The organism is Agromyces cavernae, from assembly GCF_021044935.1.
Classification (GTDB): domain Bacteria; phylum Actinomycetota; class Actinomycetes; order Actinomycetales; family Microbacteriaceae; genus Agromyces; species Agromyces cavernae.
In genome coordinates, this window is the sequence record NZ_JAJNMP010000003.1 from 883,050 (window position 1) to 906,726 (window position 23,677).

At 70.5% G+C, this 23,677-nt stretch carries 28 protein-coding genes; 13 read left to right on the forward strand and 15 right to left on the reverse strand.

Features of this window, described 5'->3' with window-relative positions:
- Nucleotides 1–28 precede the first annotated feature (28 nt).
- The 3 genes from LQ757_RS15395 to LQ757_RS15405 all read left to right on the forward strand — a co-directional run bounded on the left by LQ757_RS15395 (nt 29) and on the right by LQ757_RS15405 (nt 1,820).
- Nucleotides 29–1,039: a LysR family transcriptional regulator gene (locus tag LQ757_RS15395; protein ID WP_231048200.1), complete on the forward strand. Its 1,011-nt coding sequence runs from the start codon at nt 29–31 to the stop codon at nt 1,037–1,039.
- A gap of 88 nt (nt 1,040–1,127) precedes the next feature.
- Complete coding sequence (locus LQ757_RS15400; RefSeq protein ID WP_231048123.1) at nt 1,128–1,301, forward strand: hypothetical protein; 174 nt, start codon at nt 1,128–1,130, stop codon at nt 1,299–1,301.
- Between the two features lie 102 nt (nt 1,302–1,403).
- Complete coding sequence (locus LQ757_RS15405) at nt 1,404–1,820, forward strand: META domain-containing protein (RefSeq protein ID WP_231048124.1); 417 nt, start codon at nt 1,404–1,406, stop codon at nt 1,818–1,820.
- On the opposite strand, the gene LQ757_RS15410 is transcribed toward LQ757_RS15405, so the two are convergent.
- Together LQ757_RS15410 and LQ757_RS15415 are read right to left on the reverse strand one after the other, a co-directional pair.
- Nucleotides 1,817–2,275 (reverse strand): VOC family protein, encoded by a 459-nt coding sequence (locus tag LQ757_RS15410; protein WP_231048125.1) that lies wholly within the window; start codon nt 2,273–2,275, stop codon nt 1,817–1,819. The genes LQ757_RS15405 and LQ757_RS15410 overlap by 4 nt on opposite strands.
- A gap of 43 nt (nt 2,276–2,318) precedes the next feature.
- Nucleotides 2,319–3,338 carry a helix-turn-helix transcriptional regulator gene (locus tag LQ757_RS15415; protein ID WP_231048126.1) on the reverse strand — a complete coding sequence of 340 codons (1,020 nt, stop codon included), beginning with the start codon at nt 3,336–3,338 and terminating at the stop codon, nt 2,319–2,321.
- Nucleotides 3,339–3,398: 60 nt separating this feature from the next.
- On the opposite strand from LQ757_RS15415, the gene LQ757_RS15420 reads away from it, so the two are divergent.
- The 4 genes from LQ757_RS15420 to LQ757_RS15435 all read left to right on the forward strand — a co-directional run bounded on the left by LQ757_RS15420 (nt 3,399) and on the right by LQ757_RS15435 (nt 7,903).
- Nucleotides 3,399–4,406, forward strand: a complete 1,008-nt coding sequence (locus LQ757_RS15420) for an ATP-binding cassette domain-containing protein (protein WP_231048127.1) — start codon at nt 3,399–3,401, stop codon at nt 4,404–4,406.
- Nucleotides 4,407–4,602: 196 nt separating this feature from the next.
- The gene (locus LQ757_RS15425; protein WP_231048128.1) at nt 4,603–5,424 is read left to right on the forward strand and encodes an ABC transporter permease; all 822 of its coding nucleotides are present in this window, start codon (nt 4,603–4,605) and stop codon (nt 5,422–5,424) included.
- 122 nt (nt 5,425–5,546) lie between these two features.
- Nucleotides 5,547–7,250, forward strand: a complete 1,704-nt coding sequence (locus tag LQ757_RS15430) for a phytoene desaturase family protein (RefSeq protein WP_231048129.1) — start codon at nt 5,547–5,549, stop codon at nt 7,248–7,250.
- Between the two features lie 86 nt (nt 7,251–7,336).
- Entirely contained in the window at nt 7,337–7,903 is a 567-nt protein-coding gene (locus tag LQ757_RS15435; protein WP_231048130.1) for a TetR/AcrR family transcriptional regulator, read from the forward strand.
- Between the two features lie 4 nt (nt 7,904–7,907).
- Here the strand turns inward: LQ757_RS15435 and LQ757_RS15440 are convergent, their stop codons facing one another.
- The 4 genes from LQ757_RS15440 to LQ757_RS15455 all read right to left on the reverse strand — a co-directional run bounded on the left by LQ757_RS15440 (nt 7,908) and on the right by LQ757_RS15455 (nt 10,628).
- Nucleotides 7,908–8,270 (reverse strand): DoxX family protein, encoded by a 363-nt coding sequence (locus LQ757_RS15440; RefSeq protein ID WP_231048131.1) that lies wholly within the window; start codon nt 8,268–8,270, stop codon nt 7,908–7,910.
- 118 nt (nt 8,271–8,388) lie between these two features.
- On the reverse strand, nt 8,389–9,522 hold the full coding sequence (locus LQ757_RS15445) for an ROK family transcriptional regulator (RefSeq protein ID WP_231048132.1): 1,134 nt from the start codon (nt 9,520–9,522) through the stop codon (nt 8,389–8,391).
- Nucleotides 9,523–9,852: 330 nt separating this feature from the next.
- Complete coding sequence (locus LQ757_RS15450) at nt 9,853–10,233, reverse strand: TfoX/Sxy family protein (protein ID WP_231048133.1); 381 nt, start codon at nt 10,231–10,233, stop codon at nt 9,853–9,855.
- Nucleotides 10,234–10,268: 35 nt separating this feature from the next.
- Nucleotides 10,269–10,628 (reverse strand): DoxX family protein, encoded by a 360-nt coding sequence (locus tag LQ757_RS15455; RefSeq protein ID WP_231048134.1) that lies wholly within the window; start codon nt 10,626–10,628, stop codon nt 10,269–10,271.
- Between the two features lie 124 nt (nt 10,629–10,752).
- On the opposite strand from LQ757_RS15455, the gene LQ757_RS15460 reads away from it, so the two are divergent.
- Complete coding sequence (locus LQ757_RS15460; RefSeq protein WP_231048135.1) at nt 10,753–11,175, forward strand: winged helix-turn-helix transcriptional regulator; 423 nt, start codon at nt 10,753–10,755, stop codon at nt 11,173–11,175.
- A gap of 90 nt (nt 11,176–11,265) precedes the next feature.
- Here the strand turns inward: LQ757_RS15460 and LQ757_RS15465 are convergent, their stop codons facing one another.
- The gene (locus LQ757_RS15465) at nt 11,266–11,661 is read right to left on the reverse strand and encodes a hypothetical protein (RefSeq protein ID WP_231048136.1); all 396 of its coding nucleotides are present in this window, start codon (nt 11,659–11,661) and stop codon (nt 11,266–11,268) included.
- 84 nt (nt 11,662–11,745) lie between these two features.
- Between LQ757_RS15465 and LQ757_RS15470 the strand changes: the two genes are divergently transcribed.
- Nucleotides 11,746–12,258, forward strand: coding sequence for an SRPBCC domain-containing protein (locus tag LQ757_RS15470; RefSeq protein ID WP_231048137.1), 513 nt, complete (start codon nt 11,746–11,748; stop codon nt 12,256–12,258).
- Nucleotides 12,259–12,325: 67 nt separating this feature from the next.
- Nucleotides 12,326–13,447, forward strand: a complete 1,122-nt coding sequence (locus tag LQ757_RS15475; protein WP_231048138.1) for an AI-2E family transporter — start codon at nt 12,326–12,328, stop codon at nt 13,445–13,447.
- A gap of 47 nt (nt 13,448–13,494) precedes the next feature.
- On the opposite strand, the gene LQ757_RS15480 is transcribed toward LQ757_RS15475, so the two are convergent.
- The 6 genes from LQ757_RS15480 to LQ757_RS15505 all read right to left on the reverse strand — a co-directional run bounded on the left by LQ757_RS15480 (nt 13,495) and on the right by LQ757_RS15505 (nt 19,191).
- Nucleotides 13,495–14,076: an acyl-CoA thioesterase gene (locus LQ757_RS15480; RefSeq protein WP_231048139.1), complete on the reverse strand. Its 582-nt coding sequence runs from the start codon at nt 14,074–14,076 to the stop codon at nt 13,495–13,497.
- Nucleotides 14,077–14,179: 103 nt separating this feature from the next.
- Nucleotides 14,180–14,824, reverse strand: a complete 645-nt coding sequence (locus LQ757_RS15485) for a dihydrofolate reductase family protein (RefSeq protein WP_231048140.1) — start codon at nt 14,822–14,824, stop codon at nt 14,180–14,182.
- Nucleotides 14,825–14,828: 4 nt separating this feature from the next.
- Nucleotides 14,829–16,001, reverse strand: a complete 1,173-nt coding sequence (locus tag LQ757_RS15490) for a bifunctional 2-methylcitrate synthase/citrate synthase (protein ID WP_231048141.1) — start codon at nt 15,999–16,001, stop codon at nt 14,829–14,831.
- A 47-nt stretch (nt 16,002–16,048) separates the two neighbouring features.
- Entirely contained in the window at nt 16,049–16,960 is a 912-nt protein-coding gene (gene prpB / locus LQ757_RS15495) for a methylisocitrate lyase (protein ID WP_231048142.1), read from the reverse strand.
- Nucleotides 16,960–18,495 (reverse strand): MmgE/PrpD family protein, encoded by a 1,536-nt coding sequence (locus tag LQ757_RS15500; protein ID WP_231048143.1) that lies wholly within the window; start codon nt 18,493–18,495, stop codon nt 16,960–16,962. Before LQ757_RS15500 ends, prpB begins: the two co-directional genes overlap by 1 nt.
- 27 nt (nt 18,496–18,522) lie before the next feature.
- Complete coding sequence (locus LQ757_RS15505) at nt 18,523–19,191, reverse strand: GntR family transcriptional regulator (protein WP_231048144.1); 669 nt, start codon at nt 19,189–19,191, stop codon at nt 18,523–18,525.
- 149 nt (nt 19,192–19,340) lie between these two features.
- Between LQ757_RS15505 and LQ757_RS15510 the strand changes: the two genes are divergently transcribed.
- Nucleotides 19,341–20,630: an aminotransferase class V-fold PLP-dependent enzyme gene (locus LQ757_RS15510; RefSeq protein WP_372459661.1), complete on the forward strand. Its 1,290-nt coding sequence runs from the start codon at nt 19,341–19,343 to the stop codon at nt 20,628–20,630.
- 40 nt (nt 20,631–20,670) lie between these two features.
- Nucleotides 20,671–21,126, forward strand: a complete 456-nt coding sequence (sufU, locus tag LQ757_RS15515) for a Fe-S cluster assembly sulfur transfer protein SufU (RefSeq protein WP_231048146.1) — start codon at nt 20,671–20,673, stop codon at nt 21,124–21,126.
- A gap of 172 nt (nt 21,127–21,298) precedes the next feature.
- Here the strand turns inward: sufU and LQ757_RS15520 are convergent, their stop codons facing one another.
- Nucleotides 21,299–21,937 (reverse strand): LysE family translocator, encoded by a 639-nt coding sequence (locus tag LQ757_RS15520; protein ID WP_231048147.1) that lies wholly within the window; start codon nt 21,935–21,937, stop codon nt 21,299–21,301.
- Between the two features lie 39 nt (nt 21,938–21,976).
- Here LQ757_RS15520 and LQ757_RS15525 point away from each other — a divergent pair, with 39 nt between their 5' ends.
- Nucleotides 21,977–23,095, forward strand: coding sequence for an enoyl-CoA hydratase/isomerase family protein (locus tag LQ757_RS15525; RefSeq protein ID WP_231048148.1), 1,119 nt, complete (start codon nt 21,977–21,979; stop codon nt 23,093–23,095).
- 8 nt (nt 23,096–23,103) lie between these two features.
- Here LQ757_RS15525 and LQ757_RS15530 read toward each other — a convergent pair whose 3' ends face one another.
- On the reverse strand, nt 23,104–23,646 hold the full coding sequence (locus LQ757_RS15530) for a YbhB/YbcL family Raf kinase inhibitor-like protein (RefSeq protein ID WP_231048149.1): 543 nt from the start codon (nt 23,644–23,646) through the stop codon (nt 23,104–23,106).
- Between the last annotated feature and the right edge of the window lie 31 nt (nt 23,647–23,677).

Here is a 23,677-nt window from a genome sequence, read left to right on the forward strand (position 1 = left end):
TGAACGAATGGATGTCCCGGAGGCCGGCATGCTCGACGTGAGACGCCTGCGCCTGCTCGTCGAACTGAGCCAGCGCGGCACGCTCGCGGCCGTCGCCGAAGCGCTCTCGTACAGCCCCTCGTCGGTGTCGCAGCAACTCAGCCAGCTCGAGCGCGAGGCGGGCGTGCCGCTGCTCGTGCAGGCGGGTCGTCGCGTGCAGCTGACCCCGCAGGCGCTTGTTCTCGTCGAGCACGCGCGGGCGATCCTCGACCGGCTCGAAGAGGCCGAGTCCGACGTCGCCCGGTCGCTCACCGCGGTGGGCGGCACCGTGCGCATCGCTGTGTTCCAATCGGCCGCGCACGCCGTCGTTCCGCAGGCGCTCACGCTGCTGCGTGTCGAGCACCCCGGCTTGCGCGTGGAGATCACCGAGCGGGAGCCCGAGCTCGCGCTCTTCGACGTCGCCGCGCGCGACTTCGACCTCGTGGTCGCCGAGCAGTACCCGGGCCACACCCGGGCGCACCGGGCCGATCTCGACCGGGTGCCGCTCGCCGCCGACGCCATCCGCCTCGCACTGCCGCCGCACCCCGCCGCGCGGGTTGAGGAGCGCCCGACGAAGGAGGACGCGTCTCGAAACCGCCACGGGCAGGCCTCGGGGTTTCGAGACGGCGCTGGCGCGCCTCCTCAAACCACGGGGTCATCTCTCGCGGCGGCGGCGACGCGGCCGTGGGTGCTCGAACCCGAGGGCACCGCGTCGCGCGACTGGGCCGAGCAGCTCTGCCGCGACGCCGGGTTCGAGCCCGACGTGCGGTTCGAGACGGCCGACCTCATGGCGCACATCCGGCTCATCCGCTCGGGCAACGCGGTCGGGCTGCTGCCCGATCTCGTCTGGGCGGGCGAGGCGCCGAGCGTGACGCTCGTGGACCTGCCGGGACATCCGCAGCGCGAAGTGTTCACCTCCACCCGCCATGCCGCGGCTGTCAGGCCGGCCGTCGTCGCGTGTCGCGACGCGCTGGGACGCGCCGCCCGCGCGACCGCGACCCCGGCCGACGGCACCGCCTGAGTTCAGCACGTCGGCGCGTTCGCCGACGCGCTGGCGCCGATCACGATTCCCACCCCACATCAAGGCAACCTCGGCCTACGCTGGGCTCATGGCACGGATGTCTCGTTCCACGACCCGCATCGGCATGGTCCTCGTCGCAGCGGCCGCCGTCATGACGCTCACCGGTTGCCCGTCGAACGGCGGCTCCGGCGGCGGCATCTACGGACTCGGCGTCGACGCTTCGGTGGTCGTCGTGGAGCTCTCGGCCGGCGCAGGCGGATAGCGCAGCGCCGAAGACCCGCGGCGGGCGAACTCGAGCCCGGTCGCGAACTACGACGACCTGATTCCGTGGCGGCGCACAGCCCCTCGGGGCTACCCTGCGACCATGGCTGGAATTCGGAAGATCTCGATCGCCGGCGGGGCCGTGTTCGCCCTGCTCGTGCTGGCGGGTTGCGCCGGCGTCCAAGGCTCGGCGGGGGGCGGCTCGGTCGACGCGGCCGGCACCTGGGGCGACACGTCCGACTCGACCGCGCCCTCGCTCGAGCTGGCCGACGACGGCAGCCTCAGCGGCACCGACGGCTGCAACACGCTCAACGGCTCGTGGAGCGTCGACGAGGCCGACCACGTGCAGTTCGAGGATGTCGCGACGACGCTCATGGCGTGCGAAGGCGTCGACACCTGGCTCTCGGGCCTGAGCGAGGCGACGGTCTCGGGCGACACCATGACCGTGCTTGGTCAAGACGGCGCCGAGATCGGCACCCTCGAGCGCAGCGGCGGCGGCGACGCGCCCTCGCTGTACTAGTCGAGTTCGGGGTCGAAGCCGACCACCGCTTCTCCGGCAGGTCGCACCTCGTGCATCCACGGCGTGTAACTCACGCCGACGAGCAGGCCCTCAGGGCTCATGAGGCGCGACGTCGTCTGCCCCCATGGCTCCTCATGCGCGCCGACGAGGATCTCGTGTCCGCCCGCGCGAAGCTCCTCCACCGCCTCGGCCACGGCCGCCGGCGAAGCGACGTCGAACTCGATCCATGCCTGCGGCACGGGGCGGTCGACCGGCCACTCGGCGGTGCCGAAGGTCGCCTCGGCGGCCTGGCTGAGCGGCCAGATCGCGAAGGCGTTGACGCCGGGCAGCAGCTCGGTGTGGAAGTAGCCGCTGTCCTCGCTGAAGGGGATGCCGAACGCACCGCCCCAGAAAGCGGACGAGGCGGCGCCGGCGCCGCTGATGGGACCGAACCCGGCCACGAATGCGATGTCCATGCGGTAAGCCAACGCCCTGGGGGCGGCATCCGCAATGGTGCGCTCAGCGCGCCGGGTCGATCACCGGCGGGCCGCCGGCCGCCACGGCCGCCTCCGCGAACCGCTCGCCCTGTTCGGCGAGGAACGCGAGCACGTCGGGCTCCGCCTCGACCCGATAGCGGATGCCCCGGGGCAGCCACATGAGCGCCAGGAACAGGCTCTCGACGGCGTCGGACTCGAGCGGCCACACGCACCGCGTCGGCCCGTCGGCCACGACGTCGCGGCCGTACCACCCGAGGTACTCCGTGAGCTCGGGCGCCGGCATCTCGATTACGGCGCGTGCCCTCACGCTGCGCGCCCGCCAGCGCAATGCCCGTTCGACGCGGGTGCGCGCCTCGACGTCGCCCATGGCGCGCGGCTCGAATCGCACGCGGGTCTGGAACACCTCGCTCATGCGGTCGAGGCGGAAGGTGCGCCAGTCGTCGCGATCGCGGTCCCACGCGAGCAGGTACCAGCGGCGGGCGACCGGCACGAGGCGGTAGGGCTCGATCGAGCGAGCGGATGCCTCGCCCGCGGCATCCGTGTACTTGAATCGCAGTCGCTCGGAATCGCGACATGCCAGCGCGAGCAGACCGAGCAGTTCGGCGTCGACCTCGGGTGCCGGCTGCCCGGTCCCGCCGCCCGCGGTGCCCGCGCCGAGCGTCGCGTGCGACGCGAGCGCGTCGATGCGTCGCCGCAGCGCGGGCGGCAGCACCTGCTCGATCTTCGCGAGGGCGCTGAGCGTGGTGTGCTCGGCGCCGCGCAAGCCGGCGGTCGCCTGCGAGCGCAGGCCCACCGCGATCGCGACGCCCTCGTCGTCGGTGAGCAGCAGCGGCGGCAGGCCGGTGCCGGCCTCGAGCCGATAGCCGCCCGCACTCCCCCGCATCGACTCGATGCCGTAGCCGAGGTCGCGCAGGCGCTCGACGTCGCGCCGCAGCGTGCGCTCGCTCACGCCGAGGCGATCGACGAGGTCGCGTGCCGACCAGTGCCGGTGGCTCTGCAGCAGGGAGAGGAGTTCGAGGGTTCTCGAGGTCGTCGCAGCCATGGCTCAAGTATTGCCTCCATCAGGACAGGAAGTGACCGGATCTCTCGGAAGACTGCAGGTATGACGAACCAGACGAACCAGATGATCACCGCACATGGCCTCACGAAGACGTTCCGCTCGAAGGGACAGACCGTCGAGGCCGTCCGTTCCGTCGACCTCTCGGTCGCCACCGGCGAGCTCGTCGCATTCCTCGGCCCGAACGGCGCCGGCAAGTCGACGACGCTACGCATGCTCACGACCCTGCTGCCGCCGACCGCGGGAGAGGCGATCGTGGCCGGCTGCGACATCCGCACCGATCCCGCCGGCGTGCGCCGCCGTATCGGCTACGTCGGCCAGGGCAACTCGGGCGGCCACACCCAACGGGTCCGCGACGAGCTGCATGCGCAGGGCGCGTTCTACGGCATGGGCCGCCGCGAGACGCGGGCACGGTCCGCCGAGCTCATCGAGTCGCTCGAGCTCGCCCAGGTCGCGAACCGCCAGGTGCAGTCGTTGTCGGGCGGCCAGAAGCGCCGGCTCGACATCGCGCTCGGCCTGATCCACCGGCCCGAGCTGCTGTTCCTCGATGAGCCGTCGACGGGCCTCGACCCGCACTCGCGCGCGAACCTGTGGGAGCACATCGTCGAGCTTCGCCGGGCGACCGGCACGACGATCTTCCTCACCACCCACTACCTCGACGAGGCCGACCAGCTCGCCGAGCGCGTCATGGTGATGGACAACGGCGCGGTCATCGCCGACGACACGGCCGACGCGCTCAAGGGCTCGCTCGCCGGCGATCGGGTCACGCTCACGTTCGATTCGCCGTCGGATGCCGCGACCGCGGCCGCCCGCATCGGCGGCGAGGTCGACGGGGCCGACGCCCGCGTGGTCACCGTCACGGCCCCGGGCGGCGATCGGGCCCTGCCCCGGTACATCCGCTCGCTCTCGGACGCCGGCCTCGAGGTCGCCGCGGCGACCCACCGCCAGCCCACGCTCGACGACGTGTTCCTCGCACTCACGGGCCGCAGCCTGCGCGAGGAGGCCGCGGCGCCCGCGGCATCCGCCGAGGAGCTCGAGACCGCGGCCGCCTGACACGGCCCCCTTTCCTCTACCAACCCCGCCATCCGTCGACCAACCCGCCATCCCCGCCATCCCTCCACCAACCCCGCCATCCCTCCACCAACCCCGCCACGAAAACAGGAAGACACGCCGCGATGGCACCGAGAACAGGCACGACTCGCCTGTTCTCGCCACGAGTTCCTGTTTTCGCAACATGAAGGAGCATGAAATGAACACCATCAGCCCCGCCGCGGCCGACGCCGTCGCGGCCGACCGCCACGCGGCATCCGCTCGCCCGACCGGATTCGTGCACGACACTGCGACCGTCTTCGTTCGCGAGTCGCGCCCGCTCGTTCGCGACCCGTTCAGCGTCATCTTCTCGCTCGTGCAGCCGCTCGTCTTCCTCGGCCTGTTCGGGCCGCTCCTGGTCGGCGCGGCGGGCGGCGACGTCGCCGCCACCCTGCAGTGGTTCGTGCCCGGCATCCTCGTGATGGTCGCACTGTTCGGCACTGCCTCGACGGGCGCCAACCTGCTGTTCGAGATGCAGACCGGCTCGCACGAGCGCACGCTCGTCGCACCGCTCTCCCGCAGTGCCCTGCTCGTCGGGCGCGCGCTGAAGGAGGTCGTTCCGCTCGTCATCCAAGGCACGATCGTCGTGCTCGTCGCGGTGCCGTTCGGGTTCCGGCTCGACGTGCCGGGCCTCGTCGCCGGCCTTGCAGTGCTCGCCGTCTTCGGCGTCGGCTTCGGTGCGCTGAGCTACACGCTCGCGCTCGGATGCCGCAACCGCGACTGGATGTTCTGGATGGTGCACCAGACGCTGCTGTTCCCGCTGATGATCCTCTCGGGCATGCTGCTGCCGCTCGAGGACGGCCCCGCGTGGATGAAGGTCGCGGCCGCGGTGAACCCGCTGAGCTACCTCGTCGGCGCTGAGCGGGCGCTGCTCGCGGGCGACTTCGGGGCGCCGGCTGTGCTCGGCGGTATCGTCGCCGCGGCCGCGACCTGCGCGATCGGCGTGTTCGTGGGTGTGCGCGCCATGCGACGCGCCCGCTGACGCGCCCCGCGACGCGCCCACTCGCCCATTCCGGGGGTGCTTTCCTGCCAACTGACGCCGCGTTCGGCGCACTGGACGGCAGGAAAGCACCCCCGGAACAGCTGAGGGCTTACGCTCGATGGATGCCTCAGCCCCACGACGTCGTGATCCTCGGTGGTGGCCACAACGGCCTCACCGCTGCCGCCTACCTCGCCCGCGCGGGGCGCTCGGTGCTGCTACTCGAACGGGACGACCACCTCGGCGGTGCGGCCGTCTCGGCGCAGGCGTTCGACGGTGTCGACGCACGACTGTCGCGCTACTCGTACCTCGTGAGTCTGCTGCCGCAGCGCATCATCGACGACCTCGGCCTCGACATTCGGCTCGTTCGTCGGCGCTACTCGTCGTACACCCCCGATCCCACCGATCCCGCACGTGGCCTGCTCATCGACAACGAGGCGGGGCCCGAGGCATCCGCCGCCGCCTTCGCACGCGTCGACGCGGCCGACGATGCCGGGGCCTGGGAGGCGTTCTACGCCGACACCGCACGGCTCGCCGAGCGGCTCTTCCCGACGCTCACCGAGCCGCTGCCGACGCGCGCCGAGGCGCGAGCCCTCGTGGGCGACGACCGCATCTGGCGGGAGTTCGTCGACCGGCCCCTCGGCGAGACCATCGACGCGCGCTTCACGAACGACCTCGTGCGCGGTGTCGTCGCGACCGACGGGCTGATCGGCACGTTCACCGACCTCGACGACCCGGCGCTCGACGCGAACCGCTGCTTCCTGTATCACGTCATCGGCGGCGGCACCGGCGACTGGGATGTCCCGGTCGGGGGCATGGGCGCCGTCACCGGCGAACTCGCCCGGGCCGCGCGCGAGGCCGGCGCCGAGCTCGTCAAGGGCGCCGAGGTGCTCGGCGTCTCAGGCGAGGGTCACGTGCGGTACCGCCTCGACGGCGCCGAGCACACCGTCACCGCCACGACCGTGCTCGCCAACGTCGCCCCCGCCGTGCTCGAGCGGCTGCTCGACGCGGGAGCGTCGGCGCCGGCCGCGACCGAAACCGCCGACACGGCGTCGGGCGCAGACGCCACCGCCGTCGCCCCGGGCGACGAGCCGCCCTTCACCCGCGACGAGTCGATCGCGATCCCCGCCGTCGTGCGCGAGCGGCTGCGCCGGCTCGCCGTGCCCGAAGGCGCGCAGGTGAAGGTCAACCTGCTCCTCACACGCCTGCCTCGGCTGCGCGACAGCGCCGTCGCGCCTGAGGCGGCGTTCGCCGGCACCTTCCACATCAACGAGCTCGAGACACAGCTCGACCGGGCGTTCGCCACGGCGGCGCGCGGCGAGATCCCCTCACCGCTGCCGTGCGAGATCTACTGCCACACCCTGAGCGACCCGTCGATCCTCGCACCCGAGCTCGTGGCATCCGGCATGCACACCCTCACCGTCTTCGGACTGCACGCACCCGACCGTCTCGTCGAGCGCTTCGGCAACGACGAACTGCGCGAGCGTCTGCAGGCGGCCGTCATCGAGTCGCTGGATTCGGTGCTCGCCGAGCCGATCGAGAGCGTGATCGCGACGGATGCCTCGGGCCGGCCGTGTATCGAGACGAAGACCACGCACGACCTCGAGGCCGCCTTGCGCATGCCCGGCGGCAACATCTTCCACGGGCCGCTGTCGTGGCCCTGGGCCGAAGATGAAGCGCCGCTCGCGACGTCGGCGGAACGGTGGGGCGTCGCGACGCAGCACGCGCGCATCCTGCTGTGCGGCTCGGGCGCCGTGCGCGGCGGTGCCGTCAGCGGCATCGGCGGACACAACGCCGCGATGGCCGTGCTCGAGGCATCCCTCGCCTGAGCGCTCGCCGCGCGCGGACTCAGCCGCTCGCCGCGGGCGGCCCAGCCGCTCGCCACGCCACCATACCTTCGCGTACGGTGGCAGGTATGTCCACGACTCGGCAACGCTGGCTCGACGAGGGCCTCGCGGTGCTCGCCGTCGAGGGTGAGGCGGGGCTGCGCATCGACCGCATCGCGTCGCGCCTCGGGCTCACGAAGGGCTCCTTCTTCCACCACTTCGAAGGCGCCCCGGGCTACCGCGAGGCGCTGCTCGACGAGTACGAGCGACAGACCCTCGACGCCCTGGCCGACGCGATCGAAGCACGTCGCGGCGGCGACACCCGCAGCACGCTCGCGTGGCTGACCGAGCTCGCGACCTCGCAGTCCGAGACGATTCGCCGGCCCGGGCTCGACCTCGCCGTGCGGGCATGGGCGGCGGCCGACCCCGTCGCCCGCGCGACCCAAGCTCGCATCGATGCCGCGGTGATCGACGCGTTGCAGGCCGCGTGGCGCCCCGCCGTCGAATCCGATGGGGCGGCTCGAATCGCGGCGCTCGTGCCCTACCTCGTGTCGCTCGGTGCTGCGATGACGGTGCCGCCCATCGCCCCCGACGAGCTGCGGCGCGTGTACGAGCTGCTGCTCGAGGCGGTGCCCGGCGACGCTGCGTCTCGCTGATCGCTCAGAGCACGAAGCTCCAGAGCAGCGTCGCGACGCAGATGACGAGCATGCCCGTCGCGTTCACGAACAGGTTTCGCCCGAAGTCCCGTGCGCGGATGTGCATGCCGATCGCCACGACGAAGTAGGCGATGAGGGCCCCGCAGGTGACCGCGCCGAGATAGGGAATCCAGATGCCCGCGATGAGCCCGGCCGCGGCCGCGAACTTGATGGGCGTCATGATCCACCACCAGCGGCGTGGGAAGTGGACGTCTTCGAAGCACTTCGCCACGAACTCCACCGGCTTGTAGCTGATGATGCCGTCGACGAACTGGATCGTCGCGAGCACGACGACCGGCCAGATCGGATCGGGATGCAGGCCGCTCATGGTGCATACCATACCGTATGGTACGTCATGCGGCCACCCTCGGTACGTCGGCTACGAGACGCGTACCCGACCGAACTCGTCGACCGTGACGTATCGTGCGCCGCCGCCGAGCCCGGGCTCAGCCGGCCAGTGCCACACCCGGGCGGTTCCACCGCACGCCGAGCGTCGACATGAGGGCGTGCTGGGCGGCGCCGAGGAACGGGTCGGTCGGGCGTGCGTACCGCACGGCGACCGGGCCGGCGCCTTTCGCGCGGTAGAGATCCAACTCGTCTTGCAGCATGTTGAGGAAGTCGGGGCCGAGTGACGGCGCGGCACCGCCGATGACGACGTCGTCGGGGTCGAGCATCGCCGAGAGCATGCGCAGCGCACGGGCGAACGCCGACGCACCCGCCGCCAGCCGCGCCCTGATGTACGGACCGCCGACGAGCTGCGCGACCTCGTCGGCGGTGAGCTCGTCACGGAACTCGTCGCCGATCATGGCGCTCATCGAGGCGGCGGACTCGAGGCAGCCGTAGAGCCCGCAGCGGCACTGCGCGCGTTCGCCCTCGAATACGACGCGCACGTGGCCGATCTCGCCGGCGCGGGCCGACGCACCGCGAAGCAGCTCGCCGCGGTGCACGACCGCGGCGCCGATGCCCTCACCGAGGTGCACGAACAGCTGCACGCCTTCTCGCATGCGCTCATCGATCAGTTCGCCGAGCGCCTCGGCGTGGGCGTCGTTGATGACATGCGTGGGCGCTCCGACCGCACTCTCGACGAGTTCGCCGAGGGCGAGCTCGAACCACCCGAGTTGCACGCTCTCGACGACGACCCGGGATTCGGCGGCGCCCGGCACCTGGATGCCGACGGCCAGCAGCTGTTCGCAATGGCTGCTCGCGAGACGCTCGACGAATGCCACGACGTCGTCGGGACGCACGGCGGACTCGAACTCGTCACGAACCTCGGCGAGCTTCTCGCCGGCGAGACTGAACACCGCCCCCGCGATCAGGTGCGGTCTGACGCGTACGGCGATGATCTCGTGCCGCCGCTCGGCCGCGCGAAGCAGCGTTGCCCGCTTGCCGCCGGTACTGGAGGCCTGGCCGCCTTCGTCGACGAACCCCGATTGCTCGAGCTCGGCGATGAGCGATGAGACCGTGGCCGAGGTCAGCCCGGTCTCGCGCGCGATCTTCGCGCGCGTCGCCGTTCCGCCGTCGCGGACCACGATCTGGAGCGCGCGACGCAGGTTCTGGTGACGGAGGTCCGCGCGAGCCATCAGGGGATGCATCGGATCGATGTTACTCGCGCGCGACCACGGCGGCGGGGAGGTCGTGGGGTGAGACCCGCTGCGCCCCGCGGCGATGGCTCCGCCGACGGGGCGCAGCAGTGGACTCATCGCGGAATGCCCCCGATGTTGATCTCAGCCGGGCCGGCGAACGCGTTCCCCTGGATCGAGTTCAGCCCCACGAGCTCGTCAGCTCGCGGTCGACGGGTCGGGTTCGATCTCGCATGCGAACTCCTCTGTGCGGTGGCTGCCGGGTGGACTTTAGTCACTGCCTAAAGTAACTCGCCCCGCAGCAGCGTGGCAAGCCGCCGTCGCCCACTGTCAACGCTCGGTGTGCTTCGGAGCCTTCGAGCCCTTCGGCGCCTTCGGCGGCAACGCCGCGACGCCCTCGAGCGCGCGGCCGATCCACTCGCCGAGCCGCGCGGGCTCGCCCACCCACGACGCGGGCAACGACAGGTACCCGCCCATCGGCCGCTCATCGGGCCCGAAGGGCCCCACCCCGTCGATCGCCGCGAGCTCGTCGCGCGCGCCGTCGTCGAGCACCTTCACCCCGATGCGGTCGCCGAAGAGCCCGGCGAACATGTTGCCGTTCACGAACGCCCCGAGATTGCCGAACATCGGCTTCACCTCGACGCCCGGGGCATCCGGAATCACCGAACGGAACAGCGCCTTCGACTCGTCGGAGGCCTTCGCCATCTGCATGTCGCCCCTCCCCCGGGCCAATCCTACGGAAGCGATCAGCCGAAGAACACCCAGCCGAGCCCCACGACCAGCGAGAACGCGCCGAGCGCGACGCTCGGGACGAACGACTCCCGGCGCCTGACGTGCAGCGCGGTCGCGACCGCCATCGTGATCGTCAGCGCGAACGCGGCGACGGGCGTGAGCCACGGCAGGATCCCGGTCGCCGCCGGGAGGATGAGCCCGAGCGCTCCGAGGAACTCGAGGACGCCGACCGCGCGCGCCTGCCCGTCGGACAGGTCCTCCATGTACGCCATCTTGGGCAGCAGCTTCTCGCGCGGTGTCGTCGACTTGACGACACCCGCCATGAGGAAGACGAGCGCAAGCAGCACGGTGGCGATCCACAGGGCGATGATCATGGGTTCTCCAAGAAGGGTCGGTTACTATCAGTGCGTGACGCACGATCGGTGACTCTAACCGACCGGTGCCCCGCACTTCACCGTGCGTCACGCACCTCGAGGTGCGTAACGACCTGGAGTACGCATGACCGCAACCGTTCCCGCCCCCACCGCATCGCCGACCGAGGCCGCGATCGACTCCTCGGCGTGCAGCGCCGACCACCCGGCGAGCGGCGTGATCCGCGACGTGCTCTCACGCGTGGGCGACAAGTGGAGCCTGCTCGTCATCGGGCTGCTCGGCGACCGATCGCTGCGGTTCACAGAGCTGCATCGGCGAATCGACGGCATCTCGCATCGCATGCTCACCCAGACGCTGCGCAACCTCGAGCGCGACGGGCTCGTCTCGCGAACGAGCTACGCCGAGATCCCGCCGCGCGTCGAATACGCGGCGACGCCGCTCGGCCGGTCGCTGGCCGTGCCGGTGCTCGAGCTCGTCGGCTGGGCGTCGGCGCACCACGAGCAGATCACGGCCGCGCGGGATGCCTACGACGAGACATCCGCTCGCTGAAGCGGACGTCGCGGCAGACGTCGCGTCAGACGACGCGACAGACGACGAGAAGCAGTCCGCCGAGAAACAGATCCCCGAGGAGACCGACCCCTAGAAGACGAACAGCTGCCCGAGCACGAGCACCGCGATCAGGAACAGCGCCACGACGGCGCCGATGATCGTGAGCGACTTCGCCGAGAGATTGGCCACGCCGTAGCCGACGAGGAACGGCAGCGCGAGCAGGAAGAGCGTCACGATCCACCAGAAGGTCTGGTATCCGCCCTGTGTCGCGTCGGACAGGCGGCCGGCGAAGAGCTGCTGCGTGTGCGGGTTGGTCGCGAACGCGAACGCCGCCGACAACGGTACGGCGATGAGGGCGAACACGATGAGCCCGGCGAGCGCACCCCAGAGGCCGGACTTGCCCTCGGTGACGTTCATGGTCTCTTCGTGTGCCTGCCCGCTCGACGGATGATTCGGTTTGCGCTTCGCGCCCCCACTGGAACCCATGGCGCCACTCTAGTGAGGCCCGTCGCTCTAGAGATAGGCACCGCACCGCATTAGCCTGAAGTGACGAGCGACAGGGAGGCGAAGATGACCGCGAAACCGACCGGACACTACGTGCTGAAGGCCGACGGCCTGTACCTGCAGTTCGATCGCCTGTTCCATGCGCCCATCGAAGACGTCTGGTACAGCCTCACGAACCCGAACGCCATGAAGGCGTGGATCGGCACGTACACCGGCAGGCCCGCCACGGGCGGCGTGCGCTTCCAGATGACGGCCGAAGAGGGCGAGGCCGAGTGGCAGAACGTGAGCATCCTCGAGTGCCAGCGACCGTACCGCTTCACCGCGGACTCCGGGTCCGGGCCGACCGGCGTCCGCGTCTTCTGCCACCTCATCGAGGGCGGCGGCATGACCACGCTCACCCTCGGCCAGCGCATGAAGGACGCGACCGAGGCCGAGAGCATGGGCCCCGGCTGGGACTACTACCTCGACCGGCTCATCGCGGCCCGCTCGGGCGCGGAACTCCCCGTCTGGGACACCTACTATCCCGTATTCGCACCCCACTACCGCGAGCTGACGGTTCCGAGCGCCGCGAAGGCCTGATCACGGCATCGCCGCCGATGAAGCGGATGTCCCGACCACGCGACATCCGCAGCCCTAGACTGACGCCGTGAAACGCATCGAGCGACGTGCCCGCGAGGCCGAACTGGCGACGACCGACCGTCCCGGCCGCCCCGGGCGCGCCGCCGACTTCATGGCGAACCGGCCGTTCCAGTGGGCGTTCGTCGCGACGCTGGGCGTGGTCGTCGCGCTCGGGCTCACTGCGGCGTTCGTGAGCATGGGGAGCGTCGTCTTCTCGGTGCTGGCGGCAGCGTTCATCACGCTCGGCCTCGACCCGCTCGTACGCTGGTTCGAGCGCCGCGGCCTGAAGCGCGGCGTCGCGATCGTCACGGTGATCATCCTCTTCATCCTGGTGATCGCCGGCATGCTGTGGCTCGTGCTGCCGCTGCTGATCACCCAGGCGACGACCTTCATCAACTCGCTGCCGAGCCTCTACGCCGGCATGCAGCAGCAGCAGTGGTACCAGGACGTGCAGGCCGGCACCGGCGGTGTGATCGGCACGATCTACGCCTGGATCACCGATACGATCAGCGACCCGAACTTCTGGGCCGCGATCGGCGGCGGCGCGCTCAATGTCGGCCTGGCGATCATCGGCGGCATCTCGAGCGCGTTCTTCATATTCATCCTCACGATCTACTTCACGGCCACGCTCGACGTGTCGAAGGCGGCGATCTACACGCTCATCTCGGCCTCGCATCGCGAGCGGGTCGTCGGCTACGCCGAGCGCATCATGCAGAACGTGGGTCGCTACCTCAGCGGCATGGTCGTGCTCGCGTTCTTCAACGCCGTCTACAGCCTGATCCTGCTCACGCTCGTGCAGGTGCCGTTCGCGCTCGTGATCGCGGTGGCGGCGTTCTTCATCACACTCATCCCGCTCATCGGTACCGTGCTCACGACCATCGTGATGACGGTGCTCACGCTCTTCGTCTCCCCGCTCTCGGCGCTCATCGTGCTTGTCGCGATGCTCGTCTACATGCAGGTCGAGGCCTACGTGCTGACGCCGAAGGTCATGTCGAAGGCGGTGCAGGTGCCCGGGTCGATCGTGCTCATCGCCGCGCTCGCGGGCGGCACGCTCGCCGGCCTGCCCGGCGCGCTCGTCGCGATCCCGGTGGCGGCCGGCATCCTGCTCATCATCAAGGAGGTCGTCGTGCCGAAGAAGGCGGTCTCGTAGCCCGTCGGTCGAGTAGGCGCGCCAGCGCCGTATCGAGACCCGCCGACTCAGTGCCAGACCGACGGCGCCTCGGCACGGGTCGGCGGCAGGGCGACATCGGTGCCCCACCGTTCGAGCCACTCGGGGATGCCGTGCGCGTCGGTCACGCCGAGCGCCTCGACGATCTCGTTCATCGGCACGGTGCCGCCCGCCTTGCGCAGGAATCGCGCGCGGATGAATCCCGTGGCGTACACCTCGGGCTCGCCGCCCCGGCCGTTCCCTGAGCTTGTCGAAGGGCGCACGAACCGCTGCTCCATGTAGACGGCCTTGTCGTCGTGGCCGACGAGCCGCGACTCGATCGTGAAGCGCTGCCACAGGCTCAGCGACTTGCGGAACGTGATCGTCTCGCTCGCGACGACCGGATACCAGGCCTTCTCGCGCATCATCTGCCAGACGCCGTTGCGCACGAGCATGTCGAACCGCGCGACATCCATGATCGAGAAGTACACGCCGTTGTTCATGTGCCGATTGATGTCGAGGTCGGTCGGCAGGGTGATGAAGTTCGTGCGGGCGACCTCGTCGTGCGTGAGGTCGGGCTTGCGGCGCGCGAGGAACAGCACGTGCAGCAGCGTGCGGAAGATCATGTGCATAGTCCACGACTGTACGACGATTTCATCGTCGATTCCCTGACGTTGGCGCATCACCACAGTGGCGATGCGGATGCCGCGGGGTGCGGTTGTACGAACGCTCGAGTCACCCGGCCGAGCGCAGCACGCGGTAGCGAAGGTGCGTTGCGAGCGCCCCCTGCTCGACCGACTCGGGCGCGAGGTCGACCCGATGCCGCGTCGAGTCGGGGAACAGTCGCGACCCGCCGCCGAGCAGGAACGGCACCAGGTGCAGGCGCACGTCGTCGACGAGGTCGGCGGCCAGAGCCTGGCGCGCCACATCCGCACCGCCCATGATGCAGACGGATGCCGCACTCGCGGCCGCACTCGCCCGCCCCACCGCCTCGCGAACCCCGCCGGTCACGAACTCGAAGCGCGAGCTCCCGCGCTCGAACGGCTCGCGTTCGCGGCTCGTGACCACGAAGCACGGCCGACCTTGGAAGACGGGATCGTCGCCCCAGGGTCCCTCGCCGACATCGAACGTACGCCGGCCGATCACGAACGCGCCGGTCGACTCGAACATCGCCGCGCGGGCACGGCGGTCGACCTCGTCGCGGGTGCGATCGGCGACACCCGAACGGTCGTCGTGCGGCGCGGCCCCGGCGAACACCGGGTCGGGGATCCACTGCTGCACGCACTCGCCGTCGATGCCGAGCGGCCGCTCGAGACTCACGCCGTGCCCGGCCGTGAACCCGTCGAGGGTCATCGACATCTCGAGGAACACGTGCGACACGGCGTCAGCCCTTCGCGGGGACGTGCCGTTCGTCGTGGCCGTTGTAGACCGAGAGCGGGCGGATGAGGGCGTTCGACGCGGCCTGCTCCATGATGTGCGCGGTCCACCCGGTGATGCGGCTCGCGACGAACAGCGGGGTGAAGGTCAGGGTGTCGAATCCCATCATGTGGTAGGTCGGGCCGGCCGGGTAGTCGAGGTTCGGCTTGATGCCCTTGCGCTCGCCCATCGCCTGCTCGAGGGCGACGTACAGCTCGAGCAGGTCGGGCCGGTCGTAGTGCTCGACCATGCGCTCCATCGAGTCGCGCATGGTCGGCACCCGCGAGTCGCCGTTCTTGTAGACCCGGTGCCCGAAGCCCATGATCTTGCGCTTCTCGGCGAGCGCGGTGTCGAGCCAGGCCACCGCCCGGTCGGCGCCGCCCTCGCCCGCGCCGATCTCCTCGAACGCATGCATGACGGCCTCGTTCGCCCCGCCGTGCAGCGGGCCCTTGAGCGCGCCGATGGCCCCGACCACGGCCGAGTACAGGTCGGCGAGGGTCGACGTGATGACGCGCGCCGTGAACGTGGACGCGTTGAACGAGTGCTCGGCGTAGAGGATCATCGACACGTCGAACGCCGTCACCACAGGGAGTTCGGCCGCCTCGCCGAAGGTCTGCCACAGGAAGTTCGCCGAGAATCCCAGGTCGGCGCGGGGCTCGACGAACTCGAGCTCGTGGCGGCGGCGCTGGTCGTAGGCGACGATCGAGGGCAGTTTCGCGAGCAGCCGCAGCGACTTGTCGAGGTTCGCCTCGCGCGAGTCGTCGGGGGTGGCCGGGTCGCTCGCGCCGATCACCGAAACCGCGGTGCGCACGACGTCCATCGGGTGCGCCGTGAGCGGGAGCTCGTCGATGATGCGCTTGACCTCGTGGTCGAGGCCGCGCAGCGACCGCTCGCGCTCCTCGAACTCGGCAAGCTCGGCGTCGTCGGGCAACTCGCCGTGCCAGAGCAGGTACGCGACCTCCTCGAAGGTGCACGACGCGGCGAGCTCCTGCACGGGGTACCCGCGGTACAGCAGCGAGTTGGTGTCGGGGTTCACCTTCGAGACGGCCGTGTAGTCGACCGGCACACCGGCCAGGCCCTTGTAGATCATCTGGGTCGAGGCCGCGGCCTCGGGCTGCGGTTCGGTGCTCTGCTCGGCCATGTGTGCTCCCTTGCGTGTGGCGTGGTCTCGATACGGCGCTGACGCGCCTACTCGACCGGCGTCTTAGTAACGGTGAAGTTGAAGATCGACGTATCGAAGTGGTTGTAACCCTCGTAGTCGATGAGCTCGTAGAGGTCGGCGCGGTGCTGCATGTCGCCGAGCTTCGCGGTGAGGCTTCCGGATGCCTCGAGCTCGTCGAGCCCGCGAACCGCGGCACCCATCGCGAGGCGCAGCAGCGACACCGGCCAGATGACGATGTTCATGCCCACGTCGGCGAGCTGTTGCACGGTGAACAGCTCGCTCTTGCCGAACTCGGTCATGTTCGCGAGCAGGGGCACGTCGACCGCGGCGCGGACGGCCGCGAACTCCTCGAGCGATCGCATCGCCTCGGGGAAGATCGCGTCGGCGCCGGCGTCGACGAGGGCCTTCGCCCGGTCGACGGCGGCCTGCAACCCGTCGACGGCGGCGATGTCGGTGCGCGCCATGACGAGGAAGTTCGGGTCGCGGCGCGCGTCGACGGCGGCCCGGATGCGCCGGAGCGCGGTCTCGTCGTCGACGACCTGCTTGCCGTCGAGGTGACCGCAGCGCTTGGGGTTGATCTGGTCTTCGATGTGGAGGCCGGCGAGCCCGGCGTCCTCCATCTCTTGAACCGTGCGGGCGACGTTCATCGGTTCGCCGAACCCGGTGTCGGCGTCGATGATCGCGGGCAGCTCGGTCATCCGCGCGATCTGCCTGCCGCGGCCGGCGACCTCGGTGAGTGTCGTGAGGCCGATGTCGGGCAGCCCGAGGTCGGCGCTCAGCACCGCACCCGAGATGTAGACGCCATCGAAGCCCTTCTCGCCGATGAGCCTGGCGCTCAACGGGTTGAATGCGCCGGGGAACCGCATGATCTCGCCGGTGGCGAGTCGCTCGCGGAACAGCCGCCGCTTCTCGGCCGGTGTCGTCGTGGCGTACAGCATCAGAAGAGCCCCTCGGGGATGTCGACGCCGGTGAGCGCGCCCGGGGCGACCGTGAACGTCAGGCCGGCGAGCTCGTCGGGCCCGAGTTCGGGCAGGCGCTGCGCCACGTCGAGGAACCGCTCGATCTCGGCCTCCTCGAGCGCCCACTCGGCGAGGGTGCGGAATTTCGCGACGTACTGCTCGCGGGCGAACGGGCGTGCGCCGAGCGGGTGCGCGTCGGCCACGGCGATCTCGTCGACGATCTCGCCGCCGTCGGCGAGCTTGATCACGACCCGGCCGCCGAAGGCCTTCTCGCTGATGTCGTTCGAGTGGTAGCGGCGGGTCCACTCGGGGTCCTCGACGGTCGAGACCTTCTTCCACAGTTCGACGGTGTCGGCGCGGTGAGCGCGCTCGGGCGAGTAGGAGTCGGCGTGGTGCCAAGTGCCGTCTTGCAGGGCCACCGCGAAGATGTACGGGATCGAGTGGTCGAGCGTCTCGCGCGAGGCGTCGGGGTCGTACTTCTGCGGATCGTTCGCGCCCGACCCGATGACGTAGTGGGTGTGGTGCGAGGTGTGCAGCGTGATCGACTCGATGTGGTCGGGGTCGAGGATCAGCGGGTACTCGGCGTGCAGCTTGCGGGCGAGGTCGATCCACGCCTGCGCCTGGTACTCGGCGGAGTGCTCCTTCGTGTACGAGTCGAGGATGGCGCGCTTGGCTTCGCCCGCGTCGGGCAGCGGCACCTCGTAGGAGCCCTCGGGCCCGTCGAGCAGCCACGCGATGACGCCGTCCTCGCCCTCGTAGATCGGCACGGGGCTCGTCTCGCCGCGCATCGCGCGGTCGACCGCCTCGACGGCCATCTTGCCCGCGAAGGCCGGGGCGTGCGCCTTCCACGTCGAGATCTCGCCCTTGCGCGACTGCCGGGTCGCGGTGGTCGTGTGCAGCGCCTGGCCGATGGCCTGGAAGATCGTCTCCTGGTCGAGACCGAGCAGGGTGCCGATGCCGGCCGCGGCCGACGGGCCGAGGTGCGCGACGTGGTCGATCTTGTGCGCGTGCAGCGAGATCGCCTTGACGAGGTCGATCTGGATCTCGTAGCCGGTGGCGATGCCGCGCACGAGGTCGCGCCCGGTGAGCCCGCGCTTCGCGGCGAGGTGCTGCGCGACGGCCGTGATCGGCGGGATGTTGTCGCCGGGGTGCGAGTAGTCGGCTGCGAGGAAGGTGTCGTGGTAGTCGAGCTCGCGCACTGCGACCCCGTTGGCCCATGCGGCCCATTCGGGCGACGTGTGGCGCGCGGCATCGGCACCGAACACCGTCGCACCGTCGCCGCCGATCGAAACCGGGTGCGACAGCGCCTGGCTGCGCGCCGAGACGACGGGCCCCCGTGCAACCGACGCCGCGGCCACCGCCGCGTTGTCGATCACGCGGTTCACGACCATGTCGATCACGTCGTCGTCGAGCTCGACCGGGTCGGTCGCGACGCCCGCGAGCTGCCAGGCGAGCTGGCCCTCTCGGGCGAGGTTCTCGTCGCTTCGGTGGGTTCGGACGTGGTGCAGGTGCATGGTGGACCTTTCTCGGTGTTCCATCGGTCAGGCTACGCGGTGCCCGTCGGGCTGACGAGCCTCGATCGAGGCCAGTGCGTGTCGGAGGCTCATGTGCAGGTGCACGTGAGTGGCGTGGGCTGCGAGCGACGCGTCGCCGGCGATGATCGCCTCGACGATGAGCAGATGCTCGGATGCCGCGGCGCGAAGTCGCTCGGGATGCTGGCGTGCGAGCCGCCGCACACGGGCCGAGTGCAGACGGGCGTTGCGCAGGGCGCCGATGAGCAGCGGGTTGGCGACCGCGGCATCGAGTTCGGCGTCGAGCGCGTCGACGGTCTCGTAGTAGTCGCGCAGGCCGCCCTCGTCGCCCGAGGCGAGCTGGCCGGGTGAGAGCTGCAGCCGGCTGCGCAGGCCCGCGAAGCGTTCGGGTTCGCGGCGCATGGCTGCCAGGCGAGCGGCCTGCTCCTCGAGCGCCTCGCGCAGTTCGTAGAGAGCCGTGATGCTCGCCGCCGAGAGCTCGCTCACCTGCAGCACGCGCGGTGACGCGGCGGTGGCGAGGCCGTCGGCCTCGAGCCGTGCGAGTGCTTCGCGCACCGGGGTACGGGAGACGCCGAGGCGATTGGCCTGTTCGACCTCGGCGAGCGCGGCGCCGGGCGCGAGCACCCCGTCGAGGATCTCCTCGCGGAGTGCGCGGTAGGCGCGGTCACTGGCTCGCATCGAACTCCTTCTTCCCGTTATGTATACACTACGTCGGGTCTCGTTGCAATCGACGCCTCGAACCCACCCGTGTGTATACACAGATATTTCCGCTGGGTCTGATTGCCACTCCGGGCCGATGCCCACCCATCCGTGGGACGATTGAAGGGATGAGCATGAGCGACCTCCGCCGCGACTTCCCGGCCTTCGACCAGGCATCCGCCGGCGGCATCCCGACCGCCTACCTCGACTCGGCCGCCACGTCGCAGCGCCCGCGTCAGGTGCTCGACGCCGAGCGCGAGTACCTCGAGCACCACCTCGCCCCGGTGCACCGCGGGGCGAGTGCGGCCGTCGGCCTCTCGACGACCCTCTTCGAAGAGGCACGGGCCACCGTCGCCCGATTCGTCGGCGCCGGCGAGCGCGAGATCGTGTGGACCGAGAACGCCACCGACGCGATCAACATGGTCGCCCTCGGCATCGCCGACGCGAGCGCGGGGCTCGGAGGGGCATCCGCTCGCTCGCTCGCACTCGAACCCGGCGACGAGATCGTCATCACCGAGGCCGAGCACCACGCCAATCTCATCCCCTGGCAACGCCTTGCGGCCAAGACGGGCGCGCGGCTGCGCGCCGTGCGGGTCGACGAGCACGGCCTGTGGTCGGCCGACGACCTCGCCGCCGAGCTGAGCGACCGCACCCGCATCGTCGCCGTCGCCGAGGTGTCGAACGTCACCGGCTATCTCGCGCCCGTCGCCGACGTCGTATCGCTCGCGCATGCGCGCGGCGCACTGGTCGTGCTCGACGCCTGCCAGTCGGTGCCGCACCGTCCGACCGACTTCGGCGCGATGGGCGTCGATTTCGCCGCGTTCTCGGGGCACAAGATGCTCGGGCCGAATGGCATCGGCGTGCTGTACGGCCGCGAAGAGCTGCTCGACGTGCTGCCGCCAGCACGCACCGGCGGGTCGACCATCACGCGCGTCACGCTCGAGACCGCCGATTTCCTGCCGTCGCCGCACCGCTTCGAGGCCGGCACGCAGCCCGTGTCGCAGGCGGTCGCACTCGCCGAGGCCGTGCGATACCTCGAGGCCATCGGCATGGACGAGGTCGCCCGGCACGAGTCGCAGCTCGCGGCGCGCATCGTCGAGGGGGTCGCACAGCTGCCCGGTGTCCGTGTCATCGGACCGGGCGTCGGCGTCGAACGGGCGGGGCTCGTCGCCGTCTCGGTCGACGGGGTGCACGCCCACGACGTGGGCCAGTACCTCGACGAAGCCGGCCTCGTCGTGCGCGTCGGCCACCACTGCGCGCAGCCGCTGCACCGCGCCCTCGGCATCACCGCGTCGACGCGGGCGAGCGCCCACGTGTACACCACCGACGACGAGGTCGACCGCTTCGTCGAGGCACTCGGCGGCGTCCGTGAATTCTTCGGCGTCTCGGATGCCCCGGCCGCGGCGGTCATCGCGTGAGCGGGGGCGTGAGCGGGGCGGGCATGAGCCGGGGCAACGCATGAGCGGGCTCGAGGGTCTCTACCAGCAGATCATCCTCGACCAGGCGAAGGCGCGGCACGGCGACGGCCCGCTCGACGGCGCCGACGCCGAGCACCACGAGTTCAACCCGACCTGCGGCGACGAGCTCACCATGCGCATCCGCCTCGACGATGCCCACGCCCGCATCGCCGAGCTCGCTTGGCAGGGCGACGGCTGCAGCATCTCGATGGCCTCGGCCTCGACGCTCGCCGAGCTCGCGACCGGTCGCGACGTCGGCGAGGTGCGCGAACTCATCGACGGGTTCCGGGCCATGCTGCGCTCGCAGGGTCAGGGCGAACCCGACGAAGAGCTGCTCGGCGACGCGATCGCGTTCCACGGTGTCTCGAAGTACGTCATGCGCGTGAAGTGCGCGATGCTCGGCTGGGTCGCGCTCGAGGCGTGCCTCACCGAGGCCGCGGCCACGCCTGTCGAGTAGCGCGCCTGTCGAGTAGCGCGTCGGTCGAGTAGCGCGTCGGTCGAGTAGGCGCGCCGGCGCCGTATCGAGACCTCGCCCCGCCGCGGACGAGTGCCATCTCAGGAGAATGGTCGCCATCCCCACCTGACACGGCGGATCGAGCCCATCCTCCTGAGCTGCGCGACGCGCCGCCTCAGTGCTTGTCGCCGCTGAGCGCGAGCACGCCGCCGAGCCCGATCATCATGACGCCGCCGGTGGCGGCGAGGTGGGATGCCCGACGCGGGGAACGGGCGAACCAGTTGCGCGCAGCGCTCGCAGCGAGCGCCCACACCGAATCGCAGATGAGCGCGAGCACGATGAACACGACGCCCAGCTCGAAGAGCTGCAGCGGGATCGACCCCGCGCTGAACGACACGAACTGGGGCAGCACGGCCACGAAGAACGCGATCGTCTTGGGGTTCGTGACTCCCACGACGAAGCCCTCGCCGAGCTGTCGCCAGTGCGAACGAGGCGGCGCCTCGCCGTTGACGGCGTCGGCGGCGTCGGCTCGATGCCGGATCGCCTGCACGCCGAGATAGACGAGGTACGCGGCGCCGACGAACTTGATGATCGTGAACACGACGACCGACTGGGCCACGAGTGCGCCGACCCCGAGCGCGACCGCGGTCACGAGCGGCACCATGCCGATCGCATTGCCGACCACGCTCAACAGGCCGCCGAGGCGGCCGAGCGCGAGCGAGCGCCCGATCACGAACAGCACGCTCGGACCGGGGATCACGATGAGGACGATCGAGGCGATCACGAACGTCCACAGGTTCTCGACGGGCACCATCAGAGCAGGTTAGCGCCGATCGGCGCTACGGTGGCTCTCGTGAGCGACCACATCTCTGCGACCGTCGCCGACGGAGTCGGCCACGTGACGCTCGATCGACCCCAGGCGCTCAACGCGCTCTCATTCGAGATGATCACGTCGCTCACGTCGATATTCGACGCCTGGCGCGACGACACCGAGGTCGGCGTCGTCGTGCTCGACGGTGCGGGCGACCGCGGATTCTGCGCGGGCGGCGACGTGCGCGAACTCCACGGCTACGCGACCAACGACGGCCACGCCGAGGCGCACGCGTTCTTCCGCACCGAGTACCGGCTGAACGCCGCGATCGCGCGCTACCCGAAACCGGTCGTCGCGATCATGGACGGCATCACGATGGGCGGCGGCATCGGACTCGCCGGCCACGCGTCCATCCGTGTCGTCACCGAGCGCTCGCGCGTCGCGATGCCCGAGACGCGAATCGGCTTCACCCCCGATGTCGGAGGCTCGTGGCTGCTCGCGAAGGCGCCCGGCGAGCTCGGCGTGCACCTCGCGCTGAACTCACGCACCATGGACGCCGCCGACGCCCTGCACGCCGGGTTCGCCGACGCCTTCGTGCCGTCCGAGCGCCTGCCGCACCTGCTGCAGGCCCTCGCCGAACGTGCCGACCCGGGCACTCCCGCTGAGATCGTCATGCTCTTCGACGAGACGCCAGGCCCATCCACGCTCGCGCTCGCGCGCGACTGGGTCGACGCCTGCTATTCGGCGCCGACGGTCGGCGAGATCATCTCCCGGCTACGCGCGTTCGCCGAGGGGCATCAGGATGCCGCGTCGAGCGCGTTCCCGCGACATCCGCTCGACCCGGGCGCGTTCGCCTACGCGGCCGCAGCGGCCGACGAACTCGAGTCGCTCTCGCCGACGGCGCTCGCGGTGACGCTCGAATCGGTGCGCCGCGCGCGCACGCTGCCGCGGCTCGAGGACGCCCTCGAGCAGGAATTCCGTGCGGTGACCTGGTTCATCGAGCAACACGACCTGCACGAGGGCATCAGGGCGCAGGTCATCGACAAGGACCGGCGGCCGCGGTGGAACCCGCCCGAGCTGCACGACCTCCCGCCGGGGCTCGTCGACCGCGTGCTCGACGAGCAGCGGTTCGACCCGGTGTGGCCCGCGCCTGCCGAGTAGCTCCGGGCTCAGTCGGCGGGGTTCACCGCCGTGCCCGTGAGCACCGCTCGGGCGAGGCCGTGGAAGAAGCACTGCGACCCGAGCACGGCCGGAGTCGATTCGGGATCGACGCGGAGACGGGCGACATCGAGCGCGTGCACGACGAAGAAGTAGCGGTGCACGCCGGTGCCGGGCGGCGGGCCCGAGCCGACGTAGCGTCGCTCGCCCTCCTCGTTGCGCAGCACGAGCGCACCGTGCGGCAGCTTGATGCCGCCCGGCTCGCCCGCATCGGCATCGAGGCTCGTGACGCTCGCGGGGATGTTCGCGACCGCCCAGTGCCACCACCCCGAACCGCTCGGCGCGTCGGGGTCGAAGCAGGTCACGGCGAAGCTCTGCGTCGCCGGCGGGAAGCCCGACCACGACAGCTGGGGTGAGCGGTCGCCGGCGCCATGACCGGTCGCTCGAAGCGACAGCGGCAGCTCCTCGCCGTCTGCGAAGTCGGCGCTCGTGAGAGTGAAGGCGGGCATGGGCTTCAGCGCCTGCAGCGCCGCGTACGGGTCGTAGTCGAGCATCGACGGCCTCCTCGCTCAGTGCCAGCCTACG

Excerpts from the sequence above, each read along its gene's own strand:
- LQ757_RS15395 (WP_231048200.1), top strand. The coding sequence starts at position 29 with ATGCTCGACGTGAGACGCCTGCGCCTGCTCGTCGAACTGAGCCAGCGC.
- LQ757_RS15400 (WP_231048123.1), top strand. The coding sequence starts at position 1,128 with ATGGCACGGATGTCTCGTTCCACGACCCGCATCGGCATGGTCCTCGTC.
- LQ757_RS15405 (WP_231048124.1), top strand. The coding sequence starts at position 1,404 with ATGGCTGGAATTCGGAAGATCTCGATCGCCGGCGGGGCCGTGTTCGCC.
- LQ757_RS15410 (WP_231048125.1), bottom strand. The coding sequence starts at position 2,275 with ATGGACATCGCATTCGTGGCCGGGTTCGGTCCCATCAGCGGCGCCGGC.
- LQ757_RS15415 (WP_231048126.1), bottom strand. The coding sequence starts at position 3,338 with ATGGCTGCGACGACCTCGAGAACCCTCGAACTCCTCTCCCTGCTGCAG.
- LQ757_RS15420 (WP_231048127.1), top strand. The coding sequence starts at position 3,399 with ATGACGAACCAGACGAACCAGATGATCACCGCACATGGCCTCACGAAG.
- LQ757_RS15425 (WP_231048128.1), top strand. The coding sequence starts at position 4,603 with ATGAACACCATCAGCCCCGCCGCGGCCGACGCCGTCGCGGCCGACCGC.
- LQ757_RS15430 (WP_231048129.1), top strand. The coding sequence starts at position 5,547 with ATGCCTCAGCCCCACGACGTCGTGATCCTCGGTGGTGGCCACAACGGC.
- LQ757_RS15435 (WP_231048130.1), top strand. The coding sequence starts at position 7,337 with ATGTCCACGACTCGGCAACGCTGGCTCGACGAGGGCCTCGCGGTGCTC.
- LQ757_RS15440 (WP_231048131.1), bottom strand. The coding sequence starts at position 8,270 with ATGAGCGGCCTGCATCCCGATCCGATCTGGCCGGTCGTCGTGCTCGCG.
- LQ757_RS15445 (WP_231048132.1), bottom strand. The coding sequence starts at position 9,522 with ATGGCTCGCGCGGACCTCCGTCACCAGAACCTGCGTCGCGCGCTCCAG.
- LQ757_RS15450 (WP_231048133.1), bottom strand. The coding sequence starts at position 10,233 with ATGCAGATGGCGAAGGCCTCCGACGAGTCGAAGGCGCTGTTCCGTTCG.
- LQ757_RS15455 (WP_231048134.1), bottom strand. The coding sequence starts at position 10,628 with ATGATCATCGCCCTGTGGATCGCCACCGTGCTGCTTGCGCTCGTCTTC.
- LQ757_RS15460 (WP_231048135.1), top strand. The coding sequence starts at position 10,753 with ATGACCGCAACCGTTCCCGCCCCCACCGCATCGCCGACCGAGGCCGCG.
- LQ757_RS15465 (WP_231048136.1), bottom strand. The coding sequence starts at position 11,661 with ATGGGTTCCAGTGGGGGCGCGAAGCGCAAACCGAATCATCCGTCGAGC.
- LQ757_RS15470 (WP_231048137.1), top strand. The coding sequence starts at position 11,746 with ATGACCGCGAAACCGACCGGACACTACGTGCTGAAGGCCGACGGCCTG.
- LQ757_RS15480 (WP_231048139.1), bottom strand. The coding sequence starts at position 14,076 with ATGCACATGATCTTCCGCACGCTGCTGCACGTGCTGTTCCTCGCGCGC.
- LQ757_RS15490 (WP_231048141.1), bottom strand. The coding sequence starts at position 16,001 with ATGGCCGAGCAGAGCACCGAACCGCAGCCCGAGGCCGCGGCCTCGACC.
- prpB (WP_231048142.1), bottom strand. The coding sequence starts at position 16,960 with ATGCTGTACGCCACGACGACACCGGCCGAGAAGCGGCGGCTGTTCCGC.
- LQ757_RS15500 (WP_231048143.1), bottom strand. The coding sequence starts at position 18,495 with ATGCACCTGCACCACGTCCGAACCCACCGAAGCGACGAGAACCTCGCC.
- LQ757_RS15505 (WP_231048144.1), bottom strand. The coding sequence starts at position 19,191 with ATGCGAGCCAGTGACCGCGCCTACCGCGCACTCCGCGAGGAGATCCTC.
- LQ757_RS15510 (WP_372459661.1), top strand. The coding sequence starts at position 19,341 with ATGAGCATGAGCGACCTCCGCCGCGACTTCCCGGCCTTCGACCAGGCA.
- sufU (WP_231048146.1), top strand. The coding sequence starts at position 20,671 with ATGAGCGGGCTCGAGGGTCTCTACCAGCAGATCATCCTCGACCAGGCG.
- LQ757_RS15520 (WP_231048147.1), bottom strand. The coding sequence starts at position 21,937 with ATGGTGCCCGTCGAGAACCTGTGGACGTTCGTGATCGCCTCGATCGTC.
- LQ757_RS15530 (WP_231048149.1), bottom strand. The coding sequence starts at position 23,646 with ATGCTCGACTACGACCCGTACGCGGCGCTGCAGGCGCTGAAGCCCATG.